Here is a 17492-nt window from a genome sequence, read left to right on the forward strand (position 1 = left end):
TTTTTTTATATTTATTTGTATAAGTTTGTCGTATTTCCGTTATTGAATAACCCATTTGCTTACATACATTTTATTTGATACAATTACCACGTCTAATCAAACAGAAAATACCAAATACCCTCTATTCATAATGAATGAGGGCGCGGCATGGTTCTGTTCGGACAAGCTCCACCTTGCTGAACAGAGCAGTTCATTTCATGATGCTGTCTATCACACCAAGGGGAGGTGAACCCTCATGGCAAAAGACGTAATTTGCGAAGTTAACTCCTGCACCCACTGGGCAGAAGAGAACAAATGCAGTGCTGATTCTATCTTTGTAGCTTTCCACAGTTCCCAAGAACCTACACGTGCAGAAGAGACAGATTGTAAGACTTTCGAAAGCAAATAAGGTGATGATTTGAAGGGACCCTCCACGGTTCCTTCTTTTCTTTTCTCATTCTATCAAGAATGAGAATTATTATCAAGTGGCTGAAATAAAAAGCCAGGGAGAAGTTCCCAGCTTAAATTTATTGCTTTATTCTTTCGCTATTAGGAGGCAGTAACTCCTGCCTTTTCTCTTGCAATAGCGGCTGCTCTTACCATGTTACGCAGTGCATCCTCTGTCTCCTGCCAGCCGCGTGTCTTAAGACCGCAATCCGGATTAATCCAGAACTGTTCTGGGTCCAGCACCCGCAAAGCACGATCAATATTAGCTGTCATTTCTTCTACAGCAGGAACCCGTGGACTATGGATGTCGTACACACCAAGACCGATTCCTTTATCATATTCCTGCTCCTCAAAGCTGACGATCAGTTCCCCATGGCTACGGGAAGTCTCAATAGAGATGACGTCCGCATCCATCGCTGAAATGGAATCAATCATGTCATTGAATTCACTATAGCACATATGAGTATGAATTTGCGTTGTAGCCTTCACATGATTTGTCGCGATACGGAACGACTTCACCGCCCAATTTAAGTATCCCTCACGATCTTCAGCTTTCAAAGGAAGTCCTTCACGGATAGCGGGTTCATCTACTTGAATCATCTCTATGCCTGCATCCTCCAAAGCTTTCACTTCATGGCGGAGTGCTAAGGCAATTTGATTGGCTACTTCTTCCCGACTAAGATCATCACGTACGAAAGACCAATTGAGAATCGTAACCGGACCTGTCAACATGCCTTTAACAGGAAGAGAAGTTAAAGACTGAGCATAGACACTTTCTTTAACAGTCATTGGCTCAATAAATGCTATATCCGCATAAATAACCGGTGGCTTAACGCAGCGGGATCCGTAGGATTGAACCCAGCCATTACTGGTAAATAAGTACCCGTCCAGCTTCTCCCCGAAAAATTCCACCATATCGGTTCTTTCGAACTCACCGTGCACGAGTACATCCAGACCCAGCTTTTCTTGGAAGGTAATTGCATCTTCAATCTGCTCACGAACGAACCCGTCATACCGCTCCTGATTCCATACACCTTTACGCCATTTCAACCTTGCCTGGCGCACTTCTACGGTCTGTGGAAAGCTTCCGATCGTTGTCGTTGGCAGAAGTGGTAACTGCCATTTCTCCTGCTGCACCTTAAGGCGCTCTGCAAAAGGCAGACTGCGTTGGTCTGGTAAACTTGCAAGCCCGAGAACTTGCTCTGCTACATCCTTACGGCCGCGTTCGGGAAGTGCACGGAAGGCTGTAAGAGCTTCGCGGCTGACTGTCAGCGCAGCAGTAGCTTCTCCAGTACCCTCTAAGGCTGCAGCAAGCAGGCCAAGCTCTTTAAGCTTCTCATCAGCAAAAGCTAATGCAGCCTTGACGGTTGCCTTCAGCTTCACCTCACCCTGAACAGTAACCGGAACATGCAGCAAACTGCAAGAAGGCTGTAGAATAAGACGATCAAGCGGTACATGTACACTCAGCTTCTCGATTAGCTGCAGTTTAGCATCCAGATCCGAGCGCCAGATGTTGCGTCCGTCAATAATACCCGCTCCCAGCCACTTATCCTCAGGCCAGCCAAGGCGCTCAATCGATGCCAGATTCGTTCCGCCATCATGGACAAAATCAAGACCTAAACCTTGTACCGGAAGCTTGAACAATGCCTCCAGTGGTTCAGCAGCTTCAAAGTAAGTCTGCAGAATAATATTTAATCCAGGCACGGATTCAGCAATTTCTGTGTAAATCGAGTTAAGTAATGATAGTTCTGATTCATTTATTCCTGTAACAATCGCTGGTTCATCGATTTGTACCCAGCTTACTCCTTCTTGCTTCAGTTCCTGCAATAGCTGAATGTAAACCGGAAGAAACCGAGCGGCAATCTTCGCAATATCCGCAGATGCAAAACCTTTTGACAGCTTAAGGAAGGTATAAAGGCCTAAAACCACAGGTTTTCCCTCAATTCCCGCTTGGGACTTGGCGAAACGGTATGCTTCCAGTGGTTTATTCTCCGTCAGGCGCGGCGTTTGTGCACCTATCTCTGGAACGATATAGTGATAGTTCGTGTTGAACCATTTCGTCATCTCGCAGGCGGTAGCCTCAGCGTTCCCTCTAGCCATCGCAAAATAAAGATCAAGCCCAATGTCTCCACCATCATACGCATAACGCGGAGGTACGATCCCGAACATTACAGCCGTATCCAACACATGATCATAGAATGTAAAATCATTTACCGGAATTAACTCAATCCCTGCCTCCTGCTGAGTCTTCAAATGCTGAAGTTGAATGCCTGCCATTTCAGTACGGAACTCTTCCTCTTTTATTTTACCTGCCCAGAAGGCTTCCAACGTTTTCTTCCACTCGCGGTTTTTTCCGATTCTTGGATAGCCAAGATTACTTACTTTTACTTTGTTCGTCACTTTGCAGCTCCCCTTCTCCATCTTCTTATTTTGGCTTGAAACCATAACATCCCTATTAAAAAGAGCGCCCTTCCCTAAAAAAGTCAAAGGGAAAGACGCCCATAATATACCTATGGTTCACGTCTAACACCTTCCTATCCTCCGTAGGTGAAGCAGTGCTGTTGAAACAGGCAGGTCTCCTGGCTAGCGGTGTCAGCATCCTTAGCAGTCTTCCCAGCAGTAGTAAATTGCCAGTGACGTATGTTGCTATGGACTCTTCCGTTACAGTGGCGGGACCGCATCGGCTTCGAACCGATTTCCCTATTAAGCCTACCGAATTACTAATTCCCGGCAAGCACCTGTCTCCGATATTGTCAAGCTAAAACGCCTTTGGCGTCCTTTTAAGGACGGTAAGCGTTTATGCGAGAATTATAAGGGTAAAGTGAACTTTTACTTTCTTATAATTTAATTGCTAAAACGCCATTGGCTTCCTTTTAAGGACGGTAAGCGTTTATGCGGGAATTATAAGAAAGTATTTCGTGAAACTTTTACTTTCTTATAATTTAATTGCTAAAACGCCTTTGGCGTCCTTTTAAGGACGGTAAGCGTTTATGCGAGAATTATAAGAAAGTATTTCGTGAAACTTTTACTTTCTTATAATTTAATTGCTAAAACGCCTTTGGCGTCCTTTTAAGGACGGTAAGCGTTTATGCGAGAATTATAAGAAAGTATTTCGTGAAACTTTTACTTTATCCTTATAATTAATAAACTGAGTGTCTTAATCTGATGTCATCATACGTGAAAGCCCCCGTCATCTGCAATAGATGACGGGGGCTTCTGTTATATCGATTCCTTATAACGGATTTAGAAAAACACGAAATATACTACAGCGGCAAGTATTATCCGGTATATAGCAAATGGTAAAAGCTTAATCCGGTTGATCAATTTCAGGAAGAATCGCATCGATAACAGCGCAAATACAAAAGCACTGATAAAGCCTGCAATGAAGAACGGCAGGGCATCGATGGTGAAATATTGCCAATTCTTCATCAGTGAGAGGAGACTGGCCCCTGCCATAATTGGAACAGCCATAATAAATGTGAAATCAGCAGCAGCACGATGACTCATACCAAGAAGGACACCACCGGAAATCGTCGACCCGGAACGTGAAAATCCTGGCCATAACGAGAAGCATTGGACAAGACCAACACCTAGTGCCTGCTTATATGTAATCTGATCGACACTCTCTGTTTGGACCTTCTTGGGTCCAAATAGATCCGCAATAATCATTAACACCGCACCAACTACTAGACCGATTAACACGGTAGATGTAGAGAATAAATGCTCATCAATATAATCATTAAACAGAACGCCCAGCACACCTGCCGGAACTAAACCTACAAGCACCTGTGTAAGCTTAAGATGTCCACCCTTTTCGAGCGGGGGTTGTTCCTCAGTTACAGGGTCCAACTGTTTACGACTGAAACGCTTTAAGCCCAACAGTTCAATGAACCGATTTCTAAAAATAACAACAACTGCTAAGATTGATCCCAGTTGTATAACCACTTTGAAAGTATTGGCCGTATATTGCCCAAATAACTCTGTCGATTTTAACCACATATCATCAACAATAATCATATGACCTGTGGAGGATACCGGAGCAAACTCGGTCAATCCTTCAACAATCCCCAAAATAATAGCTTTAATAATCGATAATAGCTCCATTTGTTCTCCTCCTTTTTAATCATAACTTTTATCTATAAGTCCTTCTTCGCTCAACCTTCGGTGTTCATTCTCCGGCTACGCTTGCGGAAGTACAAATACCCCAAAACTGCTAATCCCCCAGCAATAAGTACGTACACTACGTTGGAGTACATATCCATATACATGGCAATGTCTTCCCAGTTTTCACCCAAAGCTGCGCCAATAAGCACAAGCAGTAGATTCCAGCCCAGTGTACCAATCGTTGTGAAGATCATAAACACGCCAAATTTCATACCGGACATCCCTGCCGGAATCGAAATCAAACTACGCACTAGTGGAACCATCCGACAAAATAATACGGTCCAATAGCCATATTTATCAAACCAAGCGTCAGCCTTGTGAATGTCTTTTTTGCTGATTCGGAGTAGACCGCCCCAGCGTTCAACGATCTTTTCCAACCGATTTACATCCAGCAAACGACCGATATAATATAGAATCACTGCACCCAGCAAAGAACCAAGCGTAGCAGCAATAATTACACCAGGGATGGTTAAATTCGTTGTGGTTGTCATGAATCCGCCAAAAGGAAGGATCACTTCGGAAGGAATCGGTGGAAAAATATTTTCAAAAGCGAGCATCAGGAAAATACCAAAATAACCAAACTGCTCCATAAACTCTGTAATCCATGCTTGCATTTCGTAACCCCCATTATTCAAATCAAGTTCTTCTTCAAGTTGCGTAAATAACGGCTGCGAATAAAAAAGAAGTAAAGTCCCTGGACAGCCAAATAGCCCATCAATACAGCCCCTGTCTCCACAGCAATTGATAAGTAGAACAACCGCTGAAGCGCAATAAAGGCAAACACACTATGCAAAATAGCAACCCCAACTGGCACAAAAAACAACAACGACAATTGAATCGTTACAATTCGGTTTAGCTCTTGATCTGTAAGTCCCATTTTGGACAATGTAGAATATTGATGACGATCATGATCTAGATCTGTATATAGCCGGAAGTAAAGGAAGCTGCCTGCTGCAATGAAAAAGACAGTACCTACCAGTAAAGAAGCGAATAGCATCGTGTTATACAGCGTTCTCTGTATTTCAAACAGCGTGCCACTAACAACAATCGCGTATGGAGAGTTACTTTCATAGGAACGTTTGCCTTTATGAGCAAGATCCGCCGCTATACCAACCGTTCGCGGGAAGTCATCCATATAAAATCCTGTATACAAATCAGTCTGTACGGGATCAATAGCCTTGTATAGCTCATCGCTAATCACAACTCCGCTGAAGTCTCCTCCATCCCTTCCATCAAGCTCCGGCAACAGATATTCGGCTATCGGAACATGCTGGGTATACCCCGTTTCACGAATGGAAAGACCTTGCTTCAGGGTGTAGACCTGCTTCACTCTACCCGCTGTCAGACTCCGATCTCGTTGCGAACCGATCATCACCAGTCCTTCATCTCCACTAAGAGGGCGCTCATCCGTCGTAAACCCTGCACGAAGCAGAGCAAGCTTATAATCACTATAAGCAATCAAGGGAAGCCTTAACGTGCGATCTGGTCCAGTCTGAGATTCCACCTCTGCGTATTTGATAGGAATACTAAGTGTCTCATAAGGTAAGGCGAGCGTTGTAAGCTCATCTTTAATTTCTTCCAAATGCTGATCAAAAAGTACCGGTGTCTGATTGCCTTTGGCTACATAACCAACAGCTGCCGGATAATCTAATTTCAGCTCTCTGGAAAGCGTATGGATCGATGCGAATACCCCCACTGAAGTAAAAGATACTGCGGACACAATCGTCACCATAAAAAACATTCGGGCATTCTCTTTCCAGCGGTAGGACAAACCCGATAATGTAATCATATTGGTATGGTTCCAATACAAGCGCCGAATCGTCTTAAGTAATTTAACAACGTAAATACTAAGTTGCGTATAAAAGAGATAAGTTCCTGCCACCGTAATCACAACAACGGGAAACATCACCTTTTCAACCGAAGCCGCTTTTGCAGTAGCAGCCAAATAATAACCCAGTAGCAGTAATACAGCAGAGATCATAGATAACACGAGGGATACCTTTGGTTCCTCATCTGCTTTTCGCTCTCCCTGAAACAGCCGCATTAGCGATTCATTCCCAATAAAGGCGAAGGTGCTCAGCGAGATTAACATAAATAACAGTGCAAAGCTGCATATCGTAAGTACTAGTGCCTGCCAAGGAAGATGAAACGTTAAAAGAGGTATCCCTAGAAAAGTAGATCCGATCATCAAAAACAACTTACCCAGAATCAACCCTAGTAAAGTACCTGTTAGGATGGCTGAGGTGCCGATCATCATATTTTCCAAAAATACCATCGTGTTGAGCTGTTTCTTTGTCATTCCATGCATCAATAAAATCCCAAATTCCATCTTACGTGACTGCAGAAACGATCCGACCGATACGAGAACAAACAAGGAGCAAAACACATAAATAATGGCTTCCGCCGCCATCATTGTATGAGCCGCCGTACTATAAACCAAACTCTTAGAAATATCCGGATGATAGATAAACAAAGCGCACACAAAAAAGATCATCACTGAAAAAGCACTGACGACAAAATAAGCCGCATATTTACGCTTGTTACGTGTAACATTCCTATAAGCGAATTGCCGAAAGGTCATGGCTAGTTCCCCCAAGCAGAGACAACATATCAATAATACTTTGGAAGAAAGCGCCTCTACTGCTCCCCCTGTACATTTCACTATAGAAACGTCCGTCTTTAATAAAGATGACTCGGTTACAAAAGCTCGCGGCTACTGCGTCATGTGTGACCATCAGCACGGTTGCCCCTTCTTCCTGATTCACCTCTGTCAGCATATTCATGACTTCGCCTGAAGCTTTGGAATCCAAATTCCCTGTAGGCTCATCTGCTAAAATCAGTGCAGGACGATGAATCATCGCCCGGGCGATGGCGGTCCGCTGCATTTGTCCACCTGAAATCTCGTAGGTTCTTTTTTGCAGCAAATGCTCAATGTCCAGCATGCTTGCTACTTCTTTCAATCTGCTCTCCATTTCCGTTACACGGACACCAGCAAGCGTGAGAGGCAGCACAATATTCTCCTCTACAGTGAGCGTATCCAGCAGATTAAAATGCTGAAAGACGAAACCAAGCTCATGGCGGCGAAAGAGTGCCTTTTCTTGTCTGCTAAGCAGATTGGGATCTCGGCCGTTGATCAGAATCTGACCGGAGGTCGGCTGGTCGATAGTGGCGATCGTGTTGAGAAGTGTTGTTTTTCCACTCCCCGAAGGTCCCATTACGCCAACGAACTCCCCTTTTTCAACAGAAAAGCGGATATGATTCAATGCCTGAGTGGACACTTTACCCTCATATATTTTTGATAAATTATGAACATCTAGAATGGGCAAGTGTTACCTCTCCTTCTTTCGACTGGATTGCCTTCATTATACAAAGTGTATACACAGGCTGCCATTTATCAAACTTACAATTACCTTACATATTTGTAAGGTAGGACTCCCTAAACACTATCCGCACGGTCGTACCCTTACCTTCTTCTGAGCAAATGCTCACCTCGTGACCAAGCTTTCCGCAGATCTGTTTCACAAGATATAGACCCATCCCCGTGGATTCTTGAAAGGTTCGTCCATTTACACCTGTAAAATAAGGATCAAACACACGCGGCAGATCTCCTGCCGGTATGCCAACTCCTTCATCTCGTATCTCCAGAACTGCTCTCTTTTCCTCTTGTATGTACCCATAGAAATAAACATGTTTGCCGACTTCCGTCGTATAACGTATCGCATTTGTAATGATCTGTGTCAGCACAAAACTTAACCATTTCTCATCTGAGGTTACGGTGATTCGCTCATCTATTTTAATAGTAGGAAATATACGGTTACGTATAAACAGACGTTTCTGCTCTGAGGTTACACCACGTACTAAGGTTTCCAAATCCAAACGTTCCACATAAAAGTCATGCTCAAAAGTATCTAGCCGAGCCGTATAAAGTACGGTATCCAGTCCTTTTTTCAGACGATCCAGTTCATCACCTATTGCTGTAAAAGGCGGTCCGTCCTTATCTTGGATCATCAAATGGATGACAGACAAGGGTGTCTTCATCCCATGCACCCACTGATTAATAAAATGAATATGTTCTTCCAGCTTGTGGCGGTAGCTGTGTAAATCATTTTTGTAGAGGCGGAATTGTGACCCTAGTAGTCCTCGTAAACTCACGGCAAGCGGAGAATCCTGAGTAGGGCCGCCGGCTTCATCTAGAGAGGAGGGAACTGTCTCCAGCCGTTCATAGAATGTACGATTGCTGATATACCGATAAGCGAGGTAGCCAAGCAGCAGACAAGTGCTGAGAAGAGCTGCGTACAGACTTACGCTCACACCACTGCCTCCATCCAGCCGATAGACTAGTGTGATCAAGATGAGCTGCGCTAGGTAGACTATAATTAATGGGATCTGCTCCCGCAAAAATAGCTTCATTCCTCATCCCCCCAATTTGGAATCAAGCGGTAGCCTTGGCCTCGAACGGTTTGTAGGCCGTCCGTAATCTCTAGAGCGGCAAGCTTTTTACGTACACGAGTGACATAGACATTAAGTGTATTCTCATCTACGAAAGCTTGATCATCCCAGATTTTCTCGAGCAGTCTGTCGCGGGTAACGATGGTTCCCGACTTTTGCATTAGCTCATCTAGTATTTTGGCTTCGGTGTGGCTTAAGTCCACCTTGACTTCTCCTCGAGTAAGAATTAGTCGCTCCACATCCAGCGTCATTCCGGCAACGGTTAGGGCACGATCATTGTTGCTTCCCGCGTAAGTGCCGTAGGCGCGTCGTAGCTGGCTTTTGATTTTGGCCATCGCAATTTCATAATCAAAAGGCTTTGTGATATAATCGTCCGCTCCGTTCTCCAGCGCCATCACCTGATCCATTTTGCCGTCTCGGGCAGATATAAAAAGGATAGGGCAAGTGGAAATCCCGCGAATCTGACGGCACCAGTAATACCCATCGTATTTTGGCAAATTAACATCTAATAGAACCAGGTGCGGAGCGAACGCTTCAAACTGAGTGCGAACCCGTTCGAAATCATTCACCGCCTGTGTCTCATATCCAAATTTATGTAAATAATCCTGTAGCAGAGCCACCAGTCCACGGTCATCTTCTATAATAAATATTTTGAACATATCATGCCTCCGGTCACAGCCTTAACAATATAGGGGTTTGCCAAATAATATATACATCGTGGAGAGGGTTAGTCAAATCGTTAGGGGATTGTGCGACAAATCGTCATGCGTAAAGCGAGGCTGGTATTTAATGGTTATGACTTAAACTAACTATCCCAAGTCCAACCTCTAAAAAAAGACCCGTGAATGAACATAATCATTCACGGGTCTCACTATATAGTTAGTTGCAGATACAGTAGCAGTGGACATCGCAGAGTCGATAATAAAAATGTCAAACGGCGATATCACATCGAACATAAGTAACCAATGGTTTGTTGAAGGAAACTGAACCGGAACGCTAAGGCTGCTAGGATAGCTTAATTTGGTGGCTGGATTTGCTCATATCCTGCAAATCTAGGGGATTTATGCACCTCTTTTGCCCCATTTGGGCCAATTCAGACGAATCTAGGGGATTTATACTCCTCTTTCGCCTCATTTGGGCCAAGTCAGACGAATCTAGGGGATTAATGCACCTCTTTCGCCTCATTTGGGCCAATTCAGACGAATCTAGGGGATTTATACACCTCTTTCGCCCCATTTGGGCCAAGTCGCACTATTCTGGGGCATCACTCTACCCATCACCCTCGCCCAAACCTATCTGCCATCCAGCAGATTACCAAGTCCTCCAAGCACGCTGCCTTCTTCTTTGCGTCCGCTGTTACCGGCTGCGGACAGAATGCGGTCAGCCATACGGCTGAATGGTAACGACTGCACCCAAACCTTACCGGGACCGCGCAGCGTAGCGAAGAATAGGCCCTCGCCGCCGAATAGCGCGGTTTTGACCCCTTTTACAAACTCAATATTATAATCCACCGAAGACGTCATAGCGACTAGACAACCCGTGTCCAGCTTAAGCGTCTCTCCCGGTTGAAGTGTGCGTTCCATAACATAACCGCCAGAGTGTACGAATGCAAGGCCGTCACCCTCCAGTTTTTGCATAATAAAGCCTTCTCCGCCAAAAAAACCCGTACCCAGCTTACGCTGAAATTCAATACCGATCGAGACGCCCTTCGCCGCACAGAGGAATGAATCCTTTTGACAGATCACCTTTCCAGCGTATTGCTGAAGATCAAGCGGGATGATTTTGCCTGGATATGGAGCAGCAAAAGTGACACTTTTTCTTCCATAAGAACCGCTGTGTGTAAATACGGTCATGAACAAGCTTTCCCCTGTCAACAGACGTTTGCCCGCACCCATCAGCTTACCCATCAGTCCGCTACCGCGCGTCCCCCCACTACCATCACCAAAAATCGTCTCCATCGTAATTTCCTGATCCATCATCATGAAGCTTCCAGCTTCGGCAACTACACTCTCTCCGGGGTCAAGCTGCACCTCCACACACTGAATTTCCTCGCCCATAATGACATAATCAATCTCGTGAGCACCCATCCCGCAGTTCCTCCTTATTATTAAAGTCACGATGTGACTCTTCGAATGAAAATTAATACGTGCGTTGTGATTCACGGTTTCGCCAATCATGACTACCCATGTTATTCGCCTATACCCAGCAAAAAAGTCAACCAAAATTCTGGCTGACCTAAATCGTAGTATCCCCGAAAAATGCAGTTTATACCAGCCGCCATTACGCATAAATTGTTTCTTTAACAGGCATATAAATGAGTGATCACGCCAAAACGGCTACATCCAACATGATGAATACAGTACCTACTTAGACTTCCACATCCACTGATAAGCAGTGACTAAATATCCGCTCCTCCACTCACGCCGCCACTTCGCAGACTAATCCCCCATATGCATGATGATTCAGACATATTCATTGCGCTGTTTTTCTTATTAATATCCAAGTTTCAACCATTACCAATTCAAGAGTATCTTTTTCAAGTCTTGATAATATGTTACAATACTTTTTATACTTAAACGTTTATTTAGTAGTCTAATTCTAATGATAAAGGTGAAAAGAATGAAACCACAATCGGAATATGCAATTCTGCTATACTATAAATTTGTAAAAGTGCCGGATGCAGAACAATTCGCTCAGGAGCATTTGGCTTACTGCAAAGAGCTTGACGTAAAAGGACGAATTCTCATCTCAGATGAGGGCATCAACGGGACACTGTCCGGAACGATTGCCCAAACCGAGCAATACATGAAGGATTTGCGCGCAAATCCGCTGTTTAGCGATATCGTCTTCAAGATCGATGAGGCTGATGGTCATGCCTTCAAAAAGATCTTCGTTCGTTATAAAAAGGAACTCGTGACGTTCCGGGTCGAGGATGAACTGGACCCTAACGTGATCACTGGAGAGCATCTGGCGCCTAAAGATTTCTATGAAATGATGCAGCGCGATGATGTGGTTATTCTGGATGGTCGTACCGGCTACGAATTCGATCTTGGTCATTTCCGAGGTTCGATCCGCCCTGAAGTAGACAGCTTCAAAGAATTCCCGGACTGGATTCGCGAGAATATGAGCGAGCTAAAAGATAAACCAATCCTGACCTACTGTACAGGCGGAATCCGCTGCGAGAAATTAAGCGGGTTTATGATGAAGGAAGGCTTCCAGCAGGTGTACCAGCTGGATGGCGGCATAGTAACTTATGGTAAGGACCCTGAGGTACAGGGCCAACTGTTTGATGGAAAATGTTATGTCTTCGATGAGCGGATTTCCGTACAGATTAATCATACCGACGAGGATATCGTTGTTGGTCGTTGCCATCACTGCGGTCAGCCAGCTGACCAATTCATCAACTGCGCTAACGATGCTTGCCATCTACAGCATATTTGCTGTGAGGACTGTGAAACACAGCACAGTGGTCATTGCTCGGACGAATGCGAAGCTATCACGAATACCGTGGGCTAAATAAAAGGGGCAAGCTGGTCGCGAATGTCTCTACACGATTTAAAGGCGAGCACAAAGGAGTCTTAAATTAACCAAAAGGTGGCGCACAGGATTTTCACTGTACGCCACCTTTTGTTATGAGCAAAACGTCAGAGCAACGCCTGAGAGCTGCTGCAAACCCTTTAAATTACGTCACTTATCCAACAAAAAAAGTCAACCAGAAATTCTGGCTGACCTTAAGCGTAGTATATCCCCGAAAAAAGCTGTTTATACCAACCTTCTTCACATTACTGTTCCATCATGCGGCTTGCGCAGCGTAGACTGAATCTTTGGCGCCTTCACTAACTTTGGTTTGCCTAAAGAGGTTGTAAAAGTGATCACATAGCCAGCTACGACTACCGCCATCACAGTATACATTGTTTCCTTAACAGGCATATAAAAGAGTGATAATGCCAGAACGATGACATCCAACAAGATGAATACTGTACCTACTTTAATTCCCTTCCATTCACTGATCAGCAGCGACAAAATATCGTCTCCACCACTTGCGCCGCCGCTTCGCAGAATAATTCCCGCGCCTAAACCTGTCAGTACGCCAGACAAAAGGGCTGCTAATGCCAAATTGCCCTGCAAGTTAATGACCAAATCGGAATAACGTTCCATGAGTCCGTAAAAGATTGTAAAAGCTCCTACAGAAACAAAGGTGTTGCACACGAACGTTTTCCCTTTGAACATCCATGCAATCAAGAGTACTGGAACGTCTAGAAGCAGAGTTGAAATTGAAGGTGATATTCCTAATACGTATTTGCCGAGCAGCGATAATCCAACGAATCCGCCCTCAGACAAATGGTTCTGAAAATTGATGTGATAATAAGCAAATGCAAGCAAAAATGTTCCAAACAAAATGACTGTCAACCGGAGCAGTACATTCACTCCGTGATTGTGGTTCCTCATACAGGTCTCCCCTTATCGTATATGGCGGCTAAACGTCCCACCAACCTCTACGACGGGTAAAACCGGAGGTGTTGCTCCTTCGCATATATATACTCCTTCCCCTCGCAGAGGCGGTTCGTCGAGTAACAACGGTTCACGCACCTTCTACAGGGAAGCTAAGTATAAGACAGATCATAACGTTTCCAAATCGTCCTTTGGGGAATCGTCCTTCGGGGACACATGGTATCCTGATCCTTTCTCTAATTTAATAAGTTCTGAATACATTATACCACGGAGATCCCCCACTCTAAACACTTTGCTATAAAAAAGCAGGAGTCACTCTACACTCCGTAGCAATCGATTGATTGTTTCACGCCTCACACCGATCAATTGTCCTATTTCTTCCTGTGTCAATAACTCTGTTAGCATTGCGCCATGTGAGTAGTCATTGAACCATCGGGTAAGCAATTCCAGGCGTTCTGCAGGGGTACCTACGGTAAGGTGATCCAGGCGTGTCTGCATAAATCGAACCTTCTCTTGGAGCAGCCTGGCGATTTCCATCGCTTGACCCGGATCTTCACTTAACTGTTGATACCATGCCGCTGAAGGGACTGCCTCCACTTCGCTCTTCATCATCGCAACTGCTGTTCCATGCGCCTCCTTTGGCGAAATGAGTGAATGATGGGGAACCATCTCTCCGGGATACAAGATGTTGAACAGCACCATGTTCCCATTTTCATGAAGTCTTGTTACCTTGAACAGCCCACTTTTCACCTTGTATAAAAATTCGCAGCTGTCCCCTTGACGGAACAAGACTTCCCCCTTATGCAGTATCATCTCGCTCGCTCCTTTGCCCTCTTGTTATATATATTTTCAATTATACAAAAATAAACCCCATGTAAGGAGATTATTCTCGCAAGGGTTGAAGGAAATACGTGGTCAAGTTAAGAAACACCTTCAGCGTCCTCTCAGGGAAGATGATCGTTTCTGCGAAAAAAAGAGGGGTGGGTTTTAGAGTAAACATACAAATTCTTATATTCAAAAAAACTGCCGAGCGCCAGAAGAAGCGTCCGGTGCCAGCAGTTCAAATTACTTATTTTATTATTTTGCCTCAAGAGGTTTCTTCCATAATCCTAGCATTAATCCGGAAATGACAGATCCGATCAGAACAGCCAACAGGAACAACAATGCGTGGCTCGAAAGTGCGGCTACAAAGATCCCGCCATGCGGTGCTGGGACGTTGATATTCCAAAACTGAGTAAGACCACCAGCTACGGCTGAACCTAGGATACAAGAGGTCAGAACACGCAGTGGATCGGCAGCGGCGAATGGAATCGCCCCTTCTGTAATGAACGATAAGCCCAATACATAGTTTGTTAATCCTGATTTACGTTCTGATTCTGTAAATTTATTCTTGAAGAAGGTAGTAGCAAGCGCTATTGCAAGTGGAGGAACCATACCGCCTGCCATTACAGCTGCAATCATGAATCCATTAGTATTTCCACTGGTAGTGAATACCCCGATGGCAAAAGTGTAGGCCGCTTTATTGAAAGGACCTCCCATATCAATAGCCATCATTCCACCAAGAACGAGACCCAGAATTACTGCATTAACGGTTCCAAGATCGTTAAGCCAATTAATGAGCCCTACGTTCATCCAGCTAAAGATCGGATCGAACAGGTAATACATCAATCCACCGGTAATCAATAGACCAAATACCGGATATAACAGAATCGGCTTTAATCCGTCGAGCGTTTTTGGCAGACCTGCAAACACTTTGCGCAGACCGATAACAACATAACCAGCCAAGAAACCTGCAGCCAGACCGCCGAGGAATCCAGCATTGGAATTCAAGGCCATGTAACCGCCGACCATACCCGGCATCAGGGCTGGACGATCACCAATACTAATCGCAATAAATCCTGCAAGGACAGGAATTAGGAAATGGAAGGCACCATCGCCGCCACCAATCGTCTGCAGTAACTGGAATAGTGGATGATCCTCTCCGCCGACTTGTTCAATCAGGAAGGAGATCGCCAGCAGAATACCGCCGCCGACTACAAACGGCAGCATGTGGGAGATACCGTTCATCAAGTCTTTATATATTTTACTGCCGATACTACCTGACTTCTCTTTTGATTCTCCCTCATTGCCACTGCGGCCTTCATTATGGTATATCGGTGCATCGCCGTTCATTGCTTTGCGAATAAGTTCTTCCGATTTACGAATACCGTCACTAACCGGTCTCTGCAGCACAGGCTTACCATCGAAGCGAGCCATTTCCACCTGTTTATCCGCTGCGACAATTACACCACTTGCACGCCGAATTTCATCAGGTGTTAAGATGTTCTTGGCTCCCTCAGAACCATTCGTTTCTACACGGATATTAACTCCCATTTCCAGAGCCTTCTTCTTGAGCGCATCTTCAGCCATAAAGGTATGCGCAATTCCGGTAGGACAAGCTGTAACAGCTACGACGAATGCTTGGGAATCCGGGTTGCCGACGATTAGCTTTTCAGTTTCTGACTTCTTGACAGCTTCAGCAGCTTCGCTCTCTTTCTCCTTGGCTTCTCCTTCCGCCTGCTTCGCATCGAACAAGGCGGATACCTCATCTGGCGTTCGGGTGTTCATCAGCTGTTCAATGAATTCACTATCGATCAACAGTCTGGACAGCGAGGCCAATGTGCGAAGATGCATGTTGCCCGCTCCTTCTGGGGCGGCAATCATAAAAAAGATCCGAGCCGGCTCATCATCAAGCGATTCGAATTCGACGCCCGTCGCACTCTTGGCAAACACAACTGTCGCTTCATTCACCGCTTTAGTCTTAGCATGTGGCATTGCGATACCGCCACCAATCCCAGTACTGGACTGCTCTTCACGCTTCAGAATCATCTCTTTAAATAGAACTGGATCATTGATACGACCACTTGCGGCAAGACTGGCAATCAATTCATCAATTGCCCCTTCTTTAGTGGTTGCTTTTAAATCCATAATCATTGTGTCTTTTATCATTAAATCCGTAATTTTCATGTCTTCCAACTCCCTTGAGTACTTTGAATGCTGTTTGCTTACACTTCTGAGATGTCGATCAGCGGTCTAAGTTGCTCGATAAATTCTCTATTTGCCAGGTCATCTGAGAACGCCGTTGCACTTCCTGAGGCAACACCTGCTCGGAACGCCTCCATCAAATCTCCTGTCAAGGATAATGTACCTACGAATCCAGCAATCATGGAATCCCCTGCGCCTACAGAATTCTTTACTGTTCCTTTTGGAGCATTGGCGTGGTATACCCCCTGATCCGTTATGAATAAGGCACCTTCACCTGCCATTGAAACCAGCACATGCTTCGCGCCTGCTTCCAGCAGCTTACGCCCATAAGTAATGACTTCTTCCTTAGTCTGTATCGTAACGCCGAATAGCTCTGCAAGCTCATGATGATTGGGCTTAACGAGCAACGGCTGATGAGGAAGTGCCATTTTCAGCGCTGACCCTGTAGTATCAATTACAAATTCGGCCCTTCTCTGCTTGCATACAGATATCAACTTGTCATAGAAGTCTGCACCAAGCGATGGGGGAACACTTCCCGACAAGATTACAACATCAGCCTCGTTCAAAGCGGACAGCTTCTGCAACAGCGCATCAGCCTCCGTATCATTGATGACAGGCCCTGCACCGTTAATCTCTGTCTCTTCTCCATGCTTAAGCTTGATATTAATTCGCGTATCATCAGAAACAAACACGAAATCACTAGAAATTGATTCTTTCCGCAACCATTCCTCAATATATCGCCCGGTGAATCCACCAAGGAAGCCTATAGCTTTATTCTGAACCTCAAGCTGATTTAACACGCGGGATACGTTAATCCCTTTACCACCGGGAAGCTTTAAATCACGTTTCATCCGGTTCAAATCACCTAGTCTCAAATCTTCAACTTCCACGATGTAATCAATGGAAGGATTTAGCGTTATTGTATAGATCATTGTTATCCCTCAATTATTTTGGTTTTCTAAGCCATTAGATTACCG

The 17492-nt window shown here is 44.9% G+C and carries 14 protein-coding genes and 1 riboswitch; of the genes, 2 read left to right on the plus strand and 12 right to left on the minus strand.

The genetic code is table 11. The annotated features are described in order from the left end of the window. Positions 1 to 235: 235 nt before the first annotated feature. Positions 236 to 388: a DUF1540 domain-containing protein gene (locus tag NST74_RS21360; protein ID WP_076120659.1), complete on the plus strand. Its 153-nt coding sequence runs from the start codon at positions 236 to 238 to the stop codon at positions 386 to 388. A gap of 140 nt (positions 389 to 528) precedes the next feature. On the opposite strand, the gene metE is transcribed toward NST74_RS21360, so the two are convergent. From metE to NST74_RS21400, 8 genes are all read right to left on the minus strand, one after another. Then, positions 529 to 2847 carry a 5-methyltetrahydropteroyltriglutamate--homocysteine S-methyltransferase gene (gene metE, locus NST74_RS21365; RefSeq protein WP_445668207.1) on the minus strand — a complete coding sequence of 773 codons (2319 nt, stop codon included), beginning with the start codon at positions 2845 to 2847 and terminating at the stop codon, positions 529 to 531. Between the two features lie 131 nt (positions 2848 to 2978). Further along, positions 2979 to 3183, minus strand: a riboswitch (cobalamin riboswitch). Between the two features lie 486 nt (positions 3184 to 3669). Next, on the minus strand, positions 3670 to 4530 hold the full coding sequence (locus tag NST74_RS21370; RefSeq protein ID WP_341114311.1) for an undecaprenyl-diphosphate phosphatase: 861 nt from the start codon (positions 4528 to 4530) through the stop codon (positions 3670 to 3672). 50 nt (positions 4531 to 4580) lie between these two features. Further along, positions 4581 to 5204: a DedA family protein gene (locus NST74_RS21375; RefSeq protein WP_076120661.1), complete on the minus strand. Its 624-nt coding sequence runs from the start codon at positions 5202 to 5204 to the stop codon at positions 4581 to 4583. 17 nt (positions 5205 to 5221) lie between these two features. Further along, the gene (locus tag NST74_RS21380) at positions 5222 to 7171 is read right to left on the minus strand and encodes an FtsX-like permease family protein (RefSeq protein ID WP_341114312.1); all 1950 of its coding nucleotides are present in this window, start codon (positions 7169 to 7171) and stop codon (positions 5222 to 5224) included. Then, positions 7146 to 7916, minus strand: a complete 771-nt coding sequence (locus NST74_RS21385) for an ABC transporter ATP-binding protein (protein ID WP_341114314.1) — start codon at positions 7914 to 7916, stop codon at positions 7146 to 7148. The genes NST74_RS21380 and NST74_RS21385 overlap by 26 nt, the downstream gene beginning before the upstream one ends. An 85-nt stretch (positions 7917 to 8001) precedes the next feature. After that, positions 8002 to 9000, minus strand: a complete 999-nt coding sequence (locus NST74_RS21390) for a sensor histidine kinase (RefSeq protein ID WP_341114316.1) — start codon at positions 8998 to 9000, stop codon at positions 8002 to 8004. Then, positions 8997 to 9698 carry a response regulator transcription factor gene (locus NST74_RS21395; protein ID WP_339287493.1) on the minus strand — a complete coding sequence of 234 codons (702 nt, stop codon included), beginning with the start codon at positions 9696 to 9698 and terminating at the stop codon, positions 8997 to 8999. The genes NST74_RS21390 and NST74_RS21395 overlap by 4 nt, the downstream gene beginning before the upstream one ends. A gap of 633 nt (positions 9699 to 10331) precedes the next feature. Then, positions 10332 to 11126: a TIGR00266 family protein gene (locus NST74_RS21400; protein ID WP_341114319.1), complete on the minus strand. Its 795-nt coding sequence runs from the start codon at positions 11124 to 11126 to the stop codon at positions 10332 to 10334. A gap of 532 nt (positions 11127 to 11658) precedes the next feature. Between NST74_RS21400 and trhO the strand changes: the two genes are divergently transcribed. Further along, entirely contained in the window at positions 11659 to 12555 is an 897-nt protein-coding gene (gene trhO / locus NST74_RS21405) for an oxygen-dependent tRNA uridine(34) hydroxylase TrhO (RefSeq protein ID WP_341114320.1), read from the plus strand. A 261-nt stretch (positions 12556 to 12816) separates the two neighbouring features. Here the strand turns inward: trhO and NST74_RS21410 are convergent, their stop codons facing one another. The 4 genes from NST74_RS21410 to pfkB form a co-directional block, all read right to left on the minus strand. Further along, positions 12817 to 13488, minus strand: coding sequence for a YitT family protein (locus tag NST74_RS21410; protein ID WP_341114321.1), 672 nt, complete (start codon positions 13486 to 13488; stop codon positions 12817 to 12819). A 315-nt stretch (positions 13489 to 13803) separates the two neighbouring features. Further along, positions 13804 to 14304: a Crp/Fnr family transcriptional regulator gene (locus NST74_RS21415; protein ID WP_042129942.1), complete on the minus strand. Its 501-nt coding sequence runs from the start codon at positions 14302 to 14304 to the stop codon at positions 13804 to 13806. 264 nt (positions 14305 to 14568) lie between these two features. Further along, positions 14569 to 16497 (minus strand): PTS fructose transporter subunit IIABC, encoded by a 1929-nt coding sequence (locus NST74_RS21420; protein ID WP_341114322.1) that lies wholly within the window; start codon positions 16495 to 16497, stop codon positions 14569 to 14571. 38 nt (positions 16498 to 16535) lie between these two features. Then, entirely contained in the window at positions 16536 to 17447 is a 912-nt protein-coding gene (gene pfkB, locus NST74_RS21425; protein ID WP_341114323.1) for a 1-phosphofructokinase, read from the minus strand. Between the last annotated feature and the right edge of the window lie 45 nt (positions 17448 to 17492).

The organism is Paenibacillus sp. FSL F4-0125 (genome assembly GCF_038008565.1).
In the GTDB taxonomy this organism is placed as follows: domain Bacteria; phylum Bacillota; class Bacilli; order Paenibacillales; family Paenibacillaceae; genus Paenibacillus_AQ.

What these genes read in the sequence shown, in the direction of transcription:
- pfkB (WP_341114323.1), bottom strand. Translation starts at nt 17,447, where the DNA reads ATGATCTATACAATAACGCTAAATCCTTCCATTGATTACATCGTGGAA.
- NST74_RS21375 (WP_076120661.1), bottom strand. Translation starts at nt 5,204, where the DNA reads ATGCAAGCATGGATTACAGAGTTTATGGAGCAGTTTGGTTATTTTGGT.
- NST74_RS21415 (WP_042129942.1), bottom strand. Translation starts at nt 14,304, where the DNA reads ATGATACTGCATAAGGGGGAAGTCTTGTTCCGTCAAGGGGACAGCTGC.
- trhO (WP_341114320.1), top strand. Translation starts at nt 11,659, where the DNA reads ATGAAACCACAATCGGAATATGCAATTCTGCTATACTATAAATTTGTA.
- metE (WP_445668207.1), bottom strand. Translation starts at nt 2,847, where the DNA reads ATGGAGAAGGGGAGCTGCAAAGTGACGAACAAAGTAAAAGTAAGTAAT.
- NST74_RS21395 (WP_339287493.1), bottom strand. Translation starts at nt 9,698, where the DNA reads ATGTTCAAAATATTTATTATAGAAGATGACCGTGGACTGGTGGCTCTG.
- NST74_RS21390 (WP_341114316.1), bottom strand. Translation starts at nt 9,000, where the DNA reads ATGAAGCTATTTTTGCGGGAGCAGATCCCATTAATTATAGTCTACCTA.
- NST74_RS21380 (WP_341114312.1), bottom strand. Translation starts at nt 7,171, where the DNA reads ATGACCTTTCGGCAATTCGCTTATAGGAATGTTACACGTAACAAGCGT.
- NST74_RS21420 (WP_341114322.1), bottom strand. Translation starts at nt 16,497, where the DNA reads ATGAAAATTACGGATTTAATGATAAAAGACACAATGATTATGGATTTA.
- NST74_RS21360 (WP_076120659.1), top strand. Translation starts at nt 236, where the DNA reads ATGGCAAAAGACGTAATTTGCGAAGTTAACTCCTGCACCCACTGGGCA.
- NST74_RS21410 (WP_341114321.1), bottom strand. Translation starts at nt 13,488, where the DNA reads ATGAGGAACCACAATCACGGAGTGAATGTACTGCTCCGGTTGACAGTC.
- NST74_RS21400 (WP_341114319.1), bottom strand. Translation starts at nt 11,126, where the DNA reads ATGGGTGCTCACGAGATTGATTATGTCATTATGGGCGAGGAAATTCAG.
- NST74_RS21370 (WP_341114311.1), bottom strand. Translation starts at nt 4,530, where the DNA reads ATGGAGCTATTATCGATTATTAAAGCTATTATTTTGGGGATTGTTGAA.